Source organism: Candidatus Uabimicrobium amorphum, from assembly GCF_009002475.1.
Classification (GTDB): domain Bacteria; phylum Planctomycetota; class Uabimicrobiia; order Uabimicrobiales; family Uabimicrobiaceae; genus Uabimicrobium; species Uabimicrobium amorphum.
In genome coordinates, this window is the sequence record NZ_AP019860.1 from 76,509 (window position 1) to 93,489 (window position 16,981).

A 16,981-nucleotide genomic window follows, 5' to 3' on the forward strand; every position below is an offset into this window, starting at 1 on the left:
GATGAATGATAATCGTTTCGTGGAAAATATAAAGGCGTATGCCTTTTTGTTCCCATTTCTTTTGGTATTCCTGGTATTTTTGGGATACCCTATCTTGTACTCTTTATGGTTGAGTGTGCACGAAGTACCAGCGTATAGCGACTGGTACAATGTGATTGGTGATATGGAATATGTGGGAGGAAAGCACTACTTTGGCTTGTTGCAAGACAAAGAGTTTGCTTGGACTTTAATTCTCACCGTGTATTACGGTATTCTTACAATTCCAACGACAATTGCCTTGTCGTTGTTTTTAGCCATTTTATTGCAAAAAAGCTTTTTTGGACGTACATTTTTTCGTAGTGCATACTTTCTGCCAAACGTTTTAGATCTACTCGTTATAGGGGTCATCTGGATTTTGCTGTATCGACCTGAAACAGGGTTACTCAATATATTGTTTCACGAAATAGGATTGCTACCGGAAAAATTTGAGTTTTTGACAAATCCTTATAGCTGTTTACCTTCTATTGCGGTGGCCATGGTGTTTAAGGGGGCTGGTTTTGGAATGATCTTGTTTCTAACGGCGATTAACAATATCCCCAAATCAACATACGAAGCTGCCGAGATTGATGGTGCCAATGAATGGCATAAACTATGGTATATCACTCTGCCACTGGTTAGGCCCATCGTACTGTTTATGACAATTACCGGTACCATTGCTTGTCTAACAGCCTTTACAGAAGTTTATGCAATGACAACAAACTCTGGAGGTCCACCGGTAACTTTCTTTGGAGAAACCTTCAAGGCGGCAAATCTTTCGGGATATTATCTATACCGCGGTTTTATTGATGGATTTTATGGGAAGGCAGCGGCTGTTTCTTTTGTTCTTTTAGCTATTGCCCTGGTTATTTCTTTTGCCAATATGAAAATCTTAAACAAGCAAGACTAAAAATATGAAAATTATAAAAAAAATAGCGATCTATTTTGTACTTCTCGCAGGATCTATATTAGTATTGTTACCGTTTTTCTGGATGATTTTAACGGCATTTAAACAACCTGACGAAGCTTTGAAGTACAACTTTATTCCCGACCAAAACTTTTTGGGTGCGTGGAAAGAAATACCTACAAAACAAGATACCCGTGAGTTTGTATTACAGTTTGACCCACAACTGTACAAAGATATCGCGGAAATAAATCGTGTAAAAGTGATTGGTGACTTCAATGAGTGGAGTGAGGAGAAAGACGTTTTATTTCGCGATCGCGACTTGTGGTTGATTGCTTTAACTAATTTACAGAAGAATAAAAAATATTACTACCAATTTGTGGTGAACGGTTCAGTAAGAGTTCCCGATTATTCGCATGAAAACCGCGAAGGGGATAAATCGTTTTTTATTGTTAGTGATACACAAAAATCAAATACAAAACTCGAAGATGTTAGCTTTGTTAAAGACAACACCTTTTTTGTGCGTTTATTGCAACGTCAACAAAGATCTCCGGTGGTGGAGTTGGGTAACAACCGTAAAATAACGCTTACCAAAGAGGGTGAGTACTTTGTTGCCGAAGTCCCCGTTGCAGAGTGTTTTGGAAAGTACCGCTTTATTCAACAAAAACAGTGGAAAGAGGCAGTGAATGACCTGTACACTTTTGCCAACTTTGTGAAGGTGCTATACAACAAAGACTTTCCTTTTGCGTTGTTTTTCTTTAACTCATTTGTCGTTGCAACCTTAACAGCTCTTGTTACCGTAATCATTTGTACGATGGCAGGTTACGCATTTTCCAAAAAAGACTTTTGGCTTAAGGACCAGATATTCTTTTTGCTACTCAGTTCCATGATGGTTCCTGGAATGATTTTTATGATTCCTCAATTTTTGTTGGTCAATGATTTGGGGTGGATTAACACGTATCAAGGTATGGTGATTCCTCACTTGGCGAATGTATTCGGGTTGTTTTTGCTGAAGCAATATATTGACACAATACCCAACTCCTTATTTCAAGCCGCAAGATTAGACGGTGCGAATGAGTGGCAAGTGTTTCGCATTATCATTGTTCCTCTGTGCACGCCCATTATGGCAACACTTTTTCTAATGACTTTTGTGGGGCAATGGTCAAACTTTTTGTGGCAACTCATTGTGAATACACCCGATTCGGTGTATCGTACCTTACCTGTTGGCTTGGCTCTATTTCGTGGTCAGTATGCTTCGGATTGGGGTCTTATGATGGCAGGCGCATGTTTCTCCATCATTCCAATAGCGCTTTTATTTCTTTTTACACAGCGATATTTTGTGGCTGGTATGACGAGCGGAGCAGTAAAATGACAAGAAAATTATGCATTGTTTTGGTCTTGGTTTTATTGTGTGGTGCTTGCGATCGCGCCACACAAGAGCAGAGTGGCGGTATAGAACTCACCGTATGGGAATGTTACAAATATGACGAGCACGAGCTATTTGTGGATCTTGTCTCGCGTTTTTGTGGTGATTACGAGAAAAAGCACGGAAAAAAAGTTAAGATAAATGTAAAACGCGTTCCATTTGACGATTTTGCGACCAATATCAAACTAATGGCATTACGTGGAAAAACACCTGATCTCGGCTGTTTTGACAGTTTAAAAGTTCTAGAGTTCGCCTATCATAAAATTCTGGTACCTTTGGATAAACTTTCTAATTTTAGCGAAAAGTCTATCGATAAGAAAAGAGAACAATATATAGCGGGGGCCTACAATACGAATGTAATCCGTGTCGATGGCAAAGAAAACCTCTATGGACTGCCACTACAAATTACCTGTTTGAGTTTGTTTTGGAACCGGAAATTATTTCGCGAAAAACGTCAAGAGTTAGAGGCTGCCGGACTCGATTACAAGTCTGCGCCGAAAGATTGGGATAGTTTTGTACGTTATGCCAAGGTACTTACAGATTCCGATAAGAAGCAATATGGTTTTGCCATGCGCAACTCATTGTGGTTTACCATTCCATTCTTTGCGGCATACAACACGCAGTATCTTGAATGGGACAAAGGACGGCAACGTTGTATTTTGGGTGATGAACGCTCTACCGCTGCTTTACAACTGAAGGCGGATTTATACGCGAAACACAAAATTGCTGCCGCCACTTGGGCAGGACAAGATGATCCCGATGTGGGATTTCAAAATGAACAATATGCGATGATATTTATGGGACCGTGGAATGTGAGCAAGTATCGCAGTAGTGGTTTGGACTTTGGTATCAGTTTAATGCCGCGTTTGTCTCGTGAACAAGCCGTGGCAGCGAATATGATGAAAAAAGATGCCTCTGAGGAAGAATATCTCAAGGTTACCAGCCCCGCCACAAACATTGGTGGACAAAATATCGCCATGTTTAAAACATGCCAACACAAAGAAGTGGCCTATGATTTCATGAACTACATTACCTCTAGCGAAGTTCAGCTAGAGTGGTGCAAAAAGCTGAACCAATTATCTATCAATAAAGAAGCCACCAATACTTTGCGCAACGATAAAAATACGGATTATGACATCCGCGTTTTTATGGAGCAGGCTCTTTATTCCAATGCACCACCAAAATTACCGAGATATGGTTATCTTGAGTCTGATATTTTAAACCCTGAGATGGAATTGGTTTTTAAGGGGGCAAAGTTGGCCAAGCAAGCTTTGCAAGATGCCGCGAAAAAGATCAATGAGAAGATCATTAAACCATTCGAGAAACCTAAGAAAGATGATTTAGCAAAAAAGTAGAAAGCTTTTTATGAAACAAAAAACATATGTGATTGTCGACTTTGAGGCCACGTGCACCCCTGACAACAAGATACCGCGCAATGAAATGGAAATTATAGAATTTGGTGCGGTTGCCGTTGATTTTACATCTCTACAACCACTGGGGGAGTTTCAAAAATTTGTACAACCCGTACGCCATAATCTTTTAACCGATTTTTGTCAGGAATTAACAAGTATTACCCAAAAAGACGTGGACAACGCCGAGCAGTTTCCAAAAGTTTTACCGCAGTTTGCTTCATGGCTTGCAAAGTTTCCGGGCCCCATTTTTTGTTCTTGGGGAGGTTACGACAAAAAACAGTTATTACAAGATTGCGCTTACCATAAAGTGGAATATCCTTTTGACAAAGAACACATTAATCTAAAGAGAGAATTTTCAAAAAAACAGAATTTGAAAAAAAATTTCGGGATGAAAAGGGCTTTGGAAAAAGCGAAGTTACCTTTAGAAGGTACACACCATCGTGGAATTGATGATGCACGCAATATGGTAAAATTAATGCCGTATATAGTAGGAGAATCCAGAGTTGGTTGAAACGGTCACCATGTATCGTCCGACAGGTAAAGCTGAGTGGAAATTAGTCGAGGAGAGTGAATGTACTAAGTGGCCTCCACGTCTTCCTGAACAGCCGATTTTCTACCCCGTAACCAATGAAAAGTACGCACGTGAAATTACCTGTAGGTGGAATGTTCCTGAGCTGGGTGTGGGCTATGTGACACGCTTTGCGGTAAAAAAAAGCTTTATGGACCAATATAAGATCCACCAGGTGGGATCTGACTATCATACAGAGTGGTGGATACCTGCGGAAGATTTGGATGAATTCAACGCCCATATTGTGGGGAAAATTGAGTTGGTGGGGGAGTATCATGAGGAACTGTGATGTATGTGGTAAAGAGTACGAGAGTCGCTATTTTTTGCCATGTCCAAACAGCATAGAACCTCACGATGAATGTGTGTTTTGTACGCAAGAGCGTTTTTCGGTGATCAAGGCATTTGTTGATGAAGTTGCCACTGGAAAAGACTTAAATTCATGCATAGATGACAAAAGTACCAAAGAGAAAAGCTATTTGCACCAAGTGACGTGTTGGCAAGAAACGGTGGAATCGATCACGGAGCTAAAGAAAAAACTGCGCGAAATTGGTATGCGGGTTCACAGTGAAAAGCGCGATAAGAACTTATTGCGCTTTCAATTTAAGTGTGCTTTGAGTGACGATTGCGATTTACACTTTGTGTCCCTAGAAAAAGAAAATAGTGCGCACGTACTGCAAAAATTTGCTGATCATTCTTGTGAGAAGGCATCATTGGAACAAGAGTGGCGAGAGGTTCAGTACTTTTTGAGCACCATGGAAAAACTACAGGTGCATTTGAGTCAGGAAGAGCAGCAACAAATTAAAGGCTACAAAACAGATTATCGCGGTGTATCCAGTGTGTATAAAAAGTTACAGCAACAAATACATGACATGGAAGACGAGGTGATTGCCGAAGTCTGGGGTCCTGATTGTCGTTGGCGTCGTGGACGCGGTGAAGCCAATCGCACTCCTCAAGCGGAAGATTTGGAAAAACTAAAAAGTATTGTCGTTGCTTCATACCAACAGCCGGATGTTGCGGAGTATATTGCGCAAAAATTTGCTACCTCAGAAAGTAGTTCTTATTTTCAACAACGCGGTTATTTTTTGCTACTCGCTTGTGCGCCCCCACCGATGCTACGCAAAATGATTGTGTTGCGAATTCAAGCGATGTGTTACGCACAACAATTACTGCAACAAGACATGTTGTTGTTGTGCTGGAAGAAACTCAATAGTACAGTGTTGCGCAATCACATATGGATGATACTTTTTTTTATTAAAGTTTTCGAAAACGGCAAACAGTCATTTCCGCTAATGGGAAAAACTCCTCCTTTAGATTCCGAGTCTCCAGATTTGTATTCTCATTTGTTGTAAGAATTTTGTTGTGAGCATAGGAATGAAAATAGCAATATTATTGGTGATGGTATGTTGTACGTTTTTGAGCGCGGAAAATTGGTATGGATATTACTACAACAATCAACCAATAGGTTACGCGGAAAGCAGTTACGAATACGATGCCACTCATGAAGTTTATCATCGCAAAAGAACCAAAAATCTTTTGCTACCCGACTTAGAACGTACGGAAGAAATTTCTGCTGTCTTAAATGCCGACTACACTGTGCGTTCTTTGTATTTCTCCGTCGAAGAGAAGTTGAAACAAAAAACGCACCAACACTTTATTATTATCAATGTTGGTAAAGAGATCACCATTCAAACCGCGACTAAGATACACACATATCCTAAAAAAAAATTTTATCTACACTTGCAAGATTTCCTCAAATTTCTATTGAAGCGCTCGCCTAAAGTCGGTCGTTATTACAGTACGGCCGTTTTGTCTTCCAATCACTTGCAATTGATAAAAGCCACGGCACGTTATAAGGGGCTTAAGAAGACCTACGACAAAAAAAAAGTGCACGAATTCGAAGTGACAAGTGACGAACTGCAAAGCAAATGGGCAACAGCACAATTTTCCTTGCAAGGAACGCTTCTTAGCTATCGCATCGCAAATTTATCTGTGGTGCAAACTACGCGCACCAATGCAATTATCAATAAAAATAAGCGCATTCCTACTATCTACATTCACGATGTCAATTCTATTGATGCCTTACAAATTTTTTTTGAGGAGGCCGGTCAAAAAAGTGGAAGGAATGTTGTCATCAAACGCAAACGTTTTCCTCAAAGTATTTCCCTTGCCGCCATTCAAAAAAATTTTTCTTACCTCAAAGCCAACAAAATGTATCCAGTAAATCGCGCGTATATTCAACAATGTGCTACAAAAGCACGCTACGGAGGAAATGAACCTGTTGTAATTGTGCGCAATGTGGTACGATGGACCGACTATCATTTGCACAAGACGAATAGCAAATATGGAAATGCATTGCGCAGAATATGGCGCATGAATAAAGATGTCACCTCTTATGCCACAGCAACGTTGTGTCGCGCCAATGGAATACCCGCAAAGGTTGTCAGTGGTTGGGTGTACCACGCCGGCTTTTTTCAATTTGAAAGTTGGTGCGAGGTGTATTTACAAAAGTGGCTTCCTGTTTACGGCGGAAAGATAGACGTTGGGGCGCGTTTTTTTGCTAGTGACAAACGCAAAAATATGACAATTCGCATCGTGGAATTCACCAAAAACAAGGCGCGCGTTGTCGTGAATAACGTAAACAGTTACGTGCAATACAATGAAAGTACCATAAAGGATCGTTTACTAGGTATAGAGGCGATCCGCCCAAGTGATTGGGTATTACTACCAAAAAACTCTTTTACGAACATACTCGTTTTACGATCTTTAAAGGGAAAAGGACCGGCGATTCTCGTAAAAGTCTTGCACTCTTCCAAGAAACTAGAGGATATATTGCGTAGTCTACCGCAAAAATTGGTAAGTGAAAATCTAAAAATCTTATGGACGAAAAAGAGAAAGTTTCAGAACATTTATGGACTTGAAGGTGCATTACAATCCAAAGATTTTGTCTATCGTGCTTTTATAGGACAACGACAACAAAAAATTATTTTTGTACTTTTGTTCGTACCGAAAGCCGAATTTTCGAACGTCGAGAAAGAGTTCTTTTCGTTTATCGCCTCCTTGAAATTTACGGAGTAAAACATGGCAGAAAATATAAACACACAAAATATACGCTTGGCAGAAGCTTTAGTCAACAAAGGATATTTATCGCAAGAGCAAGCACAATTTGCATTAAAAGACTCCAAACGCAGCGATACGCCACACCTTGCCCAGTATTTAATACGCAATAAATGGGTTGACACGCAAATAGTGGTGGGAGAGGTGCAAAATTTAAACAGTAAAAATCCTTCGACACAACGAAATTATAATACGACGCGATCAGCCGGTAATGTGAAAAGCGCTGCTCCCAATTTGCCCAATGTTGCTCCTGGACAAACTTTTGGTAACTATGTGATTATACGAGAAATTGCCCGTGGGGGTATGGGAATTGTGTATTTGGCACAAGACGCTAGTAAACGCAATGTGGCATTAAAAGTAATGCTATCGGCCAAAGCCAGTGACCAAGACCAACGTCGATTTGTGCGTGAAGGAAAGGCGATTTCCGAACTCAATCACCCTAACATTGTAAAAATTTATGCCATGGGCGAAGAAAATGGTTGTCGCTTTTTTACCATGGATTATGTCGATGGTGGTACATTTTCCGATATCATTAACAATAAGACGATGCGCGAAAGTGTCGCTGTTTTAGCGAAGATTGCACGTGCACTAGCGGCAGCGCATAGTAAGCGAATTATTCACCGCGATATCAAACCCGATAACATTCTTATGGATAAAAATGGCGAACCATACATCACCGACTTTGGTTTGGCGAAAATCATCGGTGACAAGACGATGACGCGTAGCGGTTCTACGTTGGGAACGCCTCAGTACATGGCTCCTGAACAAGCGATGGGAGAAACGCGTAAAATAGATCATCGTACCGATCTTTATGCACTGGGGGTTATGCTGTACAAGTGTTTGACGAAACAATTGCCTTTTCACAGCGATACATTGATGACGTTGTATAAAAAAATTGCTCTGGATATGCCTGTTCTACCACGTAAGATTAACGAAAAAGTTCCTCGCTATCTCGAACGCGTTTGCCTGCGTGCTATGGATAAAAACCCCAAGCATCGTTACCAAAGTGGCGTTGAATTTGCAAAAGATTTGGAGAAGTTCTTGCAAAATCGCCATGGGAAATCGCGGGTAAAGAAAAATTACACCCAAGGCATGGCACGGTGGTTACGAAGAAATTATTTGCCGCTTTTGGGTGTCATCAGCGCTGTGATTATGTTGCTTGTCGCCAAAACAGTATTTTTCCCCAATAAAATGCAAAAGCCACAGCAGAGTGCCTCATACCAAAAAGCCAACGGAGTATACAAAGAGGCACACCGTTCTTTGGAAAGCGGCGATTGGAAAAAGGCCATTTCTCTTTACAAAAAGACTCTTGGGATAGAAGCGTCTTTTACAAAAGCTTATATAGGCTATGCAAAAGCACTGATCGAAATGAAGAAATTGGATGCCGCACATAAAATTTTAGATAAAGCGCTGGCGAATACTGCGGAAGAATATCGTGACATTCGTATGCAAAAAGCGCGTTTGCTTATTGTTCGGAGAGAGTTTATCTCGGCTTTAAAGTTAATGAATAAAGTGGTGGCGAATAACAAACAATATGCTCCTAGCTATCGATTGCGTGCTTCGATACACAAGAAGCTAGACCGTTATGCCAAGGCCAACGATGATGAAAAACGCGCGGAAAAAATAGAGTCTTCTAATGAAATTGACATGCAGGAAGTCGAAGGTTTTCTTGCAAGCCACCGTTATGCCGAAGCATTCGCGGCACTAGAAAATTTACAAAGCCAATACGGGGAGTCCGCACAAATTTTTTATATGCGCAGCCGTATTTTGTACACGCAGAAAAATTGGACAGAGGCTCTTTCTGACATTTCGCAAGCGATTGCCAAAACGCCGTCGGTAAAGTATTATTTGCACAAAGCAAAAATTTCGTTTGCGGCAAACTATTACGATGATACACAGCAGATTTTAGATGCGATGCTTCTTGTGGGAGATATTCCCAAAAAATATGAAGGCGAATATCATGCCATCAAAGCAAAGCTAGCTCTGGCACGCAAAGACTATGCGCAGGCATACCAGTACTATCGTTTGGTTTTGCAAAAAACGCCCTCTGCGGAAAATTACCTGTATTTTGCTCAGGCAGCTTACTATTTGCAAAAATACGCAAAAGCTTTGTTTTATTTGGATGAAGCGCTGGCAAAAAAGACCGTTTTTCGCACAATAACGGCACAGTGCCATTTGTATAAGGGAATTGTATATCGCGAGATTGGAAAACATCGCGATGCACTAGCTCAATTTACGCAGGCTCTCAAGATGAATCAATCCTTTCATTTAGCAACGGTGTATCTCGGAGCAGTGAATATTGATCTAGAAAATTACGAGCGCGGTTTTGTCCATTTACAAAAAGTGCAAAATGAGGTGCGCAACAATCCATTGCTGTATGAGTATCTCGCCAAATATTATTTACATAAAGAAGATGTGAAAAATGCATTGGAGAATTTAAAGATTTGTTTGAAAATTATTCCCTGGGAGTCTCGCTACTACTATCTTTACGGATTAGCGCTTATTAAAGACAAAAACTTTGTGGAAGCCGAAGATTATTTAATTCGTTCTCTAGAGTTGCAGCCGGGAAATTTACAAGCTTTTACGCCGCTTCTTATCAACTTAATGGATCAGAGTAACTTAGAAAAGACCATCCTCGTTCCAGGATATTACAATTCTTATACTGCGCATTTCTGGAGCAATGGTGAACCTAAAGACTTATTTCGCGACCAATACAACTCTCTTATTTTACAATATCGAAAACGCCAAGAGCGTAAAAAAGGCAACAGCGAAAGCTTTATTAAAATACTCGATAACCCACAACAAAATAAATTGCACGACATTGCCATAAACGCACTTTCTTATCATTATGATGACGAGACATTGTTACAAAAAGTAAAAAAGCGTATGAAAACCAGCAAATCTTGGGCAAAGTTGTGGGACAAACTGCAATTGCAAAAGCAAAAAGCGTATCAAGACTATATGAAACGTCTCATTGTGCGTTTGCTTGTGGCGCGCGACCCGTTGACGTTTAAACTTCTTGATAAAGAAGGTGAGCGCGGAGAGTTATGTATAAAAGAAATCTTACTTTCCTCACGTGAAAATATGTTGATGCGTTTTTTGGCATGTCGTACACTTCTCGCTTTGGGAACACCTACCGGCTACACAATCGTTCAAGATTACCTGCAACAAGATGAAAACGGAGATGTGGGAATTTTGGCAACGGTGGCACTAAAAGAGAAAAATTTTCGTGTCAATGAGCGCGTTTTAATACAAGGATTAAAAAACACCAATCCATTATTACGCTCTTTGTGCACGCAGCATGTGCGTAACTATCATGCATTGTTGCCACTATTGGCAGATGAAGATGAGCGTGTAAAAGTATATGCGGCAAATCAGCTGATCAAAGTTTCGGCAAACAATCGCGAACGTTGTTATGACATTCTCGCCGAAGCGACAAAAAGTGAAAATCCGTTTGTGAGAATCTATGGTTGTATGAGTTTGTGGCCGAAAAAGATACATCGTGAGTATGCGGCAACACCTTCCGCAGAGTTTATACAAAAATACCAAAGTACTCTAATACGTTGTGTGCAAGACACTCATCCTACCGTAAAAAGAGTCGCAGCAACGCGCATTGGAGCGTATTTTTTAAGAGATCTTGCCCCGTATCTATTGAAACTTGCCAAAGAGGATGATTCTTCTGCTCGTTACCAAGCACTTATTTCGCTTGGATGGATGAGAAGAGGTGAAGATGTGATCAAGAAGATATCGGCAAATCCTAGTGAATCATTATTGATGCGCTCAACGATTATTCCGGTTTTGCATTCTGAAAAAAGTATGAATCTGCCGTTTAAACTCGATGACCTAATTGCCGAAGAGGGACAAGAGGCGGCACGTTTTGTGATGTCGTTTATTGGAATAGTCGCCGGGCAATTCGGACCATTTTTACTCATGCCATATGTCAAACACAAAAATCCCGATATACAAGCGAGTGCCATTTGCGGCATGATTTTTCACGGACAATCTTCGGTAATACCGATTTTACAAAAGAAAATCAAACAGACCAAATCAAAGAAAGTACGTGTTTTGTCCTACGCGACAATGCTGGGAATTATGTCGCGCGAACAACGCAACAAGGTAAAGTCTTTCCATCGCTCTTTAAAAAAGAAACCTTCTCATATCCGTGAATCCGCAGCGTTTGGCTATTATTTTCTCATTTATTTTGAAACACTAGAAAACACCGTTACCCAGATCATTAATCCTCGGGAAATACAGCAGTACGATATATTTGCTTATGGGAATATATTCAAATTCCTATACGAAAGATTGTACTTGGCACAGTTTCGAAATAGTATACGCGACAACAAGAAACGCAAAGAGTACATGTGGCGCTTAACCCAAGCCATTGATCTATTTCCGAATACGCGTTATCATTACGAAAGAGCTTTGATTTACGCCTATGAGCAAAAATGGCAAAAGGCAATCGACGACATGATGACGGTTGTTCGCCTTGATCCTAAACAACCGCGATTTTACCCTCTTCTTCTCGACTTGTGCTACAAAGCGCAAGACTATCAAAAGATTCTCAAAATAAGTGATAAGCTGACCAAGTTGAATCCGCGCGTTGTGGAAGGTTGGAAATATCAGGCGGATGTGCTGATGAAAATGAACCGTCACAGCGAAGCATTGAACGCTTATACGCGTTCTTTTGTCCTTGAGCCCACAAATTGGATGCATTACATCAATATGGGACGATGCCGTTTCCAGTTGCAGGACTACGCAGAGGCGCTACATATCTTTCTGTATGTTTCCAATTATATCTATCCCACCTCCAAAGACCAAGTTCTCAACGTATTGCTTTCATACGCACGTATGCAGAAATACAAAGAGGCAGTTCAATTTCTAAAAAACAAATACAATAGAGTGCCGATTGCTGCAAGAGAATTGCGACGCTATAAGGACTTAGATCCCTTATTTGAAGATAGTTGGGTTCGCAGTCTAAAATGAAAAAACTCAATAAAGAGCAACAACAAGCGATCGCTGTTGACGAGCAAATTGTTCTGGTGAAATCAGCTGTTGGCAGTGGTAAAACTACTGTATTAACGCATAAGATTTGCCAGCTATGTGAGGACGGGGTTGATCCGGGAAGCATCGTGGTGCTCACCTTTACACGCCGTGCGGCCAATGAAATACATCGGCGTTTATCGCAGTTTGTTGTGCATAGCCAGAGTTTAGAATATTGCGGAACTTTTCACAGTGTTGCCAATCGTTTGTTGCGTGACTATTTTGATATAAGTGTGTTGGGTTTTAGTCGTGATTTTTCGATCATCGAAGATAGACAACGCAGTGAAATACTGGAAGAATTGTGCTTTGACCACAACATTCGCATTAGCAAAAGGGAATTGCGCAATTTTCCTGGAAATCAAAGTAGCGATAAAACAAAACTACTACAAGAAGAATACGCTACCTACAAAAAACGTAATAACATTGTTGATTTTGACGACTTAATGATATATTTGAACGAGCTTCTTGCGTTACAACCGGCAAAATTTTCATGGATTATCGTCGATGAATTCCAAGACTGCGATGAGATACAGTCGCAGATCTTGAACAAGTTCGTTGATCATGGTGCACAGCTGTTCGCTGTGGGAGATCCTTACCAAACAATATACCATTGGCGTGGAAGCAATCCGGTTATTTTTGAGGATTTTGCAAATTTGTCTGGGGCGTACACAACAGAGTTATCATTAAACTATCGCTCTAGCGCGAATATTGTGGAAGCGGCCAAAGAATTATTTGCTCCACACAACAAAGTTCGTGCTTATCGTGAACCTGGTACGCCGGTAACGATAAAAAAACATCTCGATGCCTTTCATGAGGCCACCTATTTAGCATTTTTAATAAAGTCACTTGCCGCACAAGAAATTGACTACAACCAAATCGCCATTTTATATCGTCGTCAAGTACAACGCGAAGAAATCGTGAAGGTTTTTCAGCAGCACGACATTCCTTTTGTGATACAGCGTCAGGTACAATTGTCTTCTATTGCGGTTCTTGATTGGCTATATAATTTGTTTGTTTTGTGTTTAAACCGCAAAAATTTATTTGCGAAACGCATGGTCTTTTCACATCGCAAATACGGCGCAAAAAAAGAGAAACGTGCTTTTCTAAAAGAAAAAATTGCAAATTTTAGCGAATTTGCCCAGCAATATGTTGATGAAGATGATATATGGGATTATTTTGCGCTACATAAATTTTTATCACCCACAAGTGCCTCTTTTGAAAAAGATCAGCAGCTGGTTTTGACATTTTTACGCGAGATATTGCCTGATAAATCGCGCGATGATTTTTACCATGTTTTGCGGCAAAATATATTGTGCCGCGATTATAATTTAGAGACGGTCGTAGATAAGGTCGATGGATGTCGTAGCGATGGTGTACAACTTATGACGTTGCATAGCTCGAAGGGTCTGGAGTTTTCGCATGTATTTATTGTTGGGGCAAACGCTGGTAATATTCCTCTACAAAGACAAAATCTAGAGGAAGAGAAACGTTTGTTTTATGTGGGACTTACACGCGCGAAAGAATATGTAGAAATTTCTTATACAAATTCAACGCAATTGTATGGTGCAACCAAGGACCCTTCTGCGTTTTTGGAAGAGTTAAATCCTTCTTGTGTTCATTGGGAAGAAACAGACGACACACAAACGGACCTCAAAGAGTTGACCAATATGGTGAAAGAAAGCCGGTTACAAAATCAAACATCGCAAAGGGAAGCTTTTCACGAAAAGTATGGAACGGGAATGGTCGTTGCTGAAGATGAAAATTCTTTTATGGTCGACTTTCCTGGTTATGGGGAGAAATCGTTTTCCAAAGTTTTTTGTCCTCTAAAGTTTAAGGAAACCGATGAAAACTAAGCTAGATAAATTTAAACATAAAATTCTCAAATCTATCAACTGCCAAGCGCACTCGGGGGACTATAGCAGCTTACCAAAAAAATTGCACAATGATTTGAAGCTATTCTTAATTTCGCAAAAGATTACAAAATTATATAGTCATCAATTGCAAATGTTTGAAGCCGGGGAGAATGGTGAAGATGCTATTATCACTACGGCAACAGCAAGTGGGAAGACGATCGCTTTTTTGTTGCCCATCATTCAGCGCATTTTACAAAACCCCGGCATTCGAATTTTACTCATATATCCCACGAAGGCCTTGGCACAAGACCAGATGCGCAATATGGAGCCTTTTTTGGACTATTTTGGCCGTGACCGAGTGGAAGCTGGTGTTTATGATGGAGACACTCCACCAAATGAACGTTCGCGAATTCGTCAAAGGGCAAATTTAATTTTAACAAATCCTGAAATGCTACATGGGTCATTTCTTCCCAATCATTCGCGTTATGGGTTTCATCATATTTTTAGCAAACTTACCTTTGTGGTTATTGACGAGCTACACGTTTATCGCGGGGCGTTTGGTTCGCATATGGCAAATGTCATGCGCCGTTTACAGCGCGTGTGTAAATATTATAAATCTTTGCCGCAGTTTTTGTTGAGTTCGGCAACGATCGCCAACCCTGTGGAGTTGGCAAAGAATATTTGCCATCGTGATTTTGTACTGATCGATAAAGATGGTTCGCCGCGATACGAACGTGAAATTGTGCTGTGGCAACCTCCTTTTGTGGGAGATTCACCTTACCGCAAAAAACCAGAAGAAGAGGCAGCGACACTGATACCAGACCTCGTATGTAATGGCGACCGGTTTATTACGTTTTGTCAGGGACGCCGTCAGGTAGAAGTGGTTTTAAAAGAAGCGCGCGATAAGTTGATGGCCGTTGATGGGAAGCCTTCTTTGATGAAGGACTTAGGAGATAAAGTATCGGGATATCGCGGTGGGTACACAAAAAACGAACGCAAACAAATAGAGAAAAAATTGGCAACAGGCCATTTATCTGGAGTGATTTCGACCAATGCTTTGGAATTAGGTATTGACATTGGAGACTTAGAGGTTGTATTGCTGTGTGGCTTTCCTTCGACAAAAGCCTCTTTTTGGCAGCAAGTGGGTCGTGCGGGTCGCAAGGGAAATTCTTTGGCAATATTGTTTTTGGACGTGGGATCTGTAGATCAATACATTGCGCTAAACAGCAATTACTTAACGGACGCGCAAATAGAGAATGCCATTATTGACAAAGACAATTTGTTTATTCAACTAGCGCATATCCGTGCAGCGGCCGCCGAACTACCCATTACGTTAGAAGACGCTGCTATTTTCCCCGATTTGGGAGAATCGATACCCGTACTTCTCAAAGCCAATGAGTTAAAAAATGAACATGGCAATTTTCATTGGCAAGGAAAAGAGTACCCTGCCGGAGATTTTAGTTTACGCAATGCTTCCCAGGACACCTATAAAGTAATTCACCGTGATACGGGAACAATGATTACTGAAATGGACGAATCTCAAGCGTTTCGCGAAGCGTATCCCAAAGCGATCTATATACATGATGGCTTACAATATATGGTGGAAGAGTTGGATTTGGAAAATCGTATCGTGCGCGTTTTTTCTATAGATGTGAATTATTTTACCGTGCCTTTTGTGGAAACAGATGTTGCCATCATTCGCGACTTTCGCAGCACACAATTGCCGTGCTCTTCGGTGACTTTTGGAGATGTAAAAGTTGCAGAGACAGTCGTGGCTTACAAAATGGTGCAGTTTCACAATCACCAAAATCTGGGATACGAAAGTATCAACTTACGTCTAGTGCAAGAGTTGGAAACAGAGGCCATTTGGTATGAAATTCCGCCACAAGTAGCCAAAATATTTGAAACGCACCGCGAGTATAATTTTTACCGTGGTTTACAGCATGCGCTTTTAACCGCAGCGCGCATGCGAACGATGGCAACAATAGAAGATATGAGCGCGACGTTTTTTACCAATGTCCAGAATTATGGGCATTTGCAAAATTCATATATATTGTTATATGATTTATATCCCAGTGGTTTGGGATTTACCGAGAAAGCTTTTGACTTTGCTTCTGAGATCTTAAACGATGCGATTACTCTTGTACAAAGTTGCGGGTGTGAACTGGGGTGTCCTGCGTGTGTCGGCGACTATTTTTTAAATAAAGATGTCGTCTGTTGGGGACTTGCGAGTATGAGGGAAGAGGCGGAAGCTCCCATAGAGGTTCAAAGTTATGAGTTACCTGTGGCCCCGAGAGAAGAAAAGCAATTCGTTCTGGAAGATTTACCGCAAAAATGGGACGAATTTGTGAAAGGGTTGTGCGATCGCGGCGAAAAACTCGGTGAATTTTTGGCTCATATAAAAAAAATCAAGGTGCAAGAAGAGTCTTTACAATTGAGTATCGCATCGGAGTTTCTTGCCAAATGGGTTTTGGAAAAAGAAAACAAGAAAAAGATTGAAAAAACCATCCGTTACTATGTTTCCGTACCGCAAAAATTTTGCATTGATGTTGTCGATGTGCAGAGCCAAGATCGAACGATTGAGAAAATTATGCGCCGCTATGACGATCTCAAAAATATATAATAACTAGAGTAGGTGGGTTGTAG

At 40.8% G+C, this 16,981-nt stretch carries 10 protein-coding genes; all 10 read left to right on the forward strand.

What is annotated here, in order from left to right; translation table 11 throughout:
- Nucleotide 1: 1 nt before the first annotated feature.
- The 10 genes from UABAM_RS00275 to UABAM_RS00320 are packed head-to-tail and all read left to right on the forward strand — an operon-like array spanning nt 2 to nt 16,958.
- Nucleotides 2-925 carry a carbohydrate ABC transporter permease gene (locus UABAM_RS00275; RefSeq protein ID WP_151965988.1) on the forward strand — a complete coding sequence of 308 codons (924 nt, stop codon included), beginning with the start codon at nt 2-4 and terminating at the stop codon, nt 923-925.
- A 4-nt stretch (nt 926-929) separates the two neighbouring features.
- Nucleotides 930-2,291, forward strand: a complete 1,362-nt coding sequence (locus UABAM_RS00280) for an ABC transporter permease subunit (RefSeq protein WP_151965989.1) — start codon at nt 930-932, stop codon at nt 2,289-2,291.
- Nucleotides 2,288-3,700 (forward strand): extracellular solute-binding protein, encoded by a 1,413-nt coding sequence (locus UABAM_RS00285; RefSeq protein ID WP_173013047.1) that lies wholly within the window; start codon nt 2,288-2,290, stop codon nt 3,698-3,700. Before UABAM_RS00280 ends, UABAM_RS00285 begins: the two co-directional genes overlap by 4 nt.
- A gap of 10 nt (nt 3,701-3,710) precedes the next feature.
- A complete protein-coding gene (locus UABAM_RS00290; RefSeq protein WP_151965991.1) occupies nt 3,711-4,268 on the forward strand; it encodes a 3'-5' exonuclease in 558 nt (185 codons plus the stop codon).
- A gap of 10 nt (nt 4,269-4,278) precedes the next feature.
- Entirely contained in the window at nt 4,279-4,614 is a 336-nt protein-coding gene (locus tag UABAM_RS00295; protein ID WP_152021941.1) for a hypothetical protein, read from the forward strand.
- Nucleotides 4,601-5,674, forward strand: coding sequence for a hypothetical protein (locus UABAM_RS00300; RefSeq protein ID WP_151965992.1), 1,074 nt, complete (start codon nt 4,601-4,603; stop codon nt 5,672-5,674). The genes UABAM_RS00295 and UABAM_RS00300 overlap by 14 nt, the downstream gene beginning before the upstream one ends.
- Nucleotides 5,675-5,696: 22 nt before the next feature.
- On the forward strand, nt 5,697-7,400 hold the full coding sequence (locus UABAM_RS00305; RefSeq protein ID WP_151965993.1) for a transglutaminase-like domain-containing protein: 1,704 nt from the start codon (nt 5,697-5,699) through the stop codon (nt 7,398-7,400).
- Nucleotides 7,401-7,403: 3 nt separating this feature from the next.
- On the forward strand, nt 7,404-12,425 hold the full coding sequence (locus UABAM_RS00310; protein ID WP_151965994.1) for a serine/threonine-protein kinase: 5,022 nt from the start codon (nt 7,404-7,406) through the stop codon (nt 12,423-12,425).
- A complete protein-coding gene (locus UABAM_RS00315) occupies nt 12,422-14,335 on the forward strand; it encodes an ATP-dependent helicase (RefSeq protein WP_151965995.1) in 1,914 nt (637 codons plus the stop codon). The genes UABAM_RS00310 and UABAM_RS00315 overlap by 4 nt, the downstream gene beginning before the upstream one ends.
- Nucleotides 14,325-16,958: a DEAD/DEAH box helicase gene (locus UABAM_RS00320; RefSeq protein ID WP_151965996.1), complete on the forward strand. Its 2,634-nt coding sequence runs from the start codon at nt 14,325-14,327 to the stop codon at nt 16,956-16,958. The genes UABAM_RS00315 and UABAM_RS00320 overlap by 11 nt, the downstream gene beginning before the upstream one ends.
- Nucleotides 16,959-16,981: the final 23 nt, after the last annotated feature.

Bases quoted from the DNA above. Each gene is read 5' to 3' on its own strand.
- UABAM_RS00315 (WP_151965995.1), top strand. From the start codon at position 12,422: ATGAAAAAACTCAATAAAGAGCAACAACAAGCGATCGCTGTTGACGAG.
- UABAM_RS00310 (WP_151965994.1), top strand. From the start codon at position 7,404: ATGGCAGAAAATATAAACACACAAAATATACGCTTGGCAGAAGCTTTA.
- UABAM_RS00275 (WP_151965988.1), top strand. From the start codon at position 2: ATGAATGATAATCGTTTCGTGGAAAATATAAAGGCGTATGCCTTTTTG.
- UABAM_RS00295 (WP_152021941.1), top strand. From the start codon at position 4,279: ATGTATCGTCCGACAGGTAAAGCTGAGTGGAAATTAGTCGAGGAGAGT.
- UABAM_RS00305 (WP_151965993.1), top strand. From the start codon at position 5,697: ATGAAAATAGCAATATTATTGGTGATGGTATGTTGTACGTTTTTGAGC.
- UABAM_RS00280 (WP_151965989.1), top strand. From the start codon at position 930: ATGAAAATTATAAAAAAAATAGCGATCTATTTTGTACTTCTCGCAGGA.
- UABAM_RS00300 (WP_151965992.1), top strand. From the start codon at position 4,601: ATGAGGAACTGTGATGTATGTGGTAAAGAGTACGAGAGTCGCTATTTT.
- UABAM_RS00320 (WP_151965996.1), top strand. From the start codon at position 14,325: ATGAAAACTAAGCTAGATAAATTTAAACATAAAATTCTCAAATCTATC.
- UABAM_RS00285 (WP_173013047.1), top strand. From the start codon at position 2,288: ATGACAAGAAAATTATGCATTGTTTTGGTCTTGGTTTTATTGTGTGGT.
- UABAM_RS00290 (WP_151965991.1), top strand. From the start codon at position 3,711: ATGAAACAAAAAACATATGTGATTGTCGACTTTGAGGCCACGTGCACC.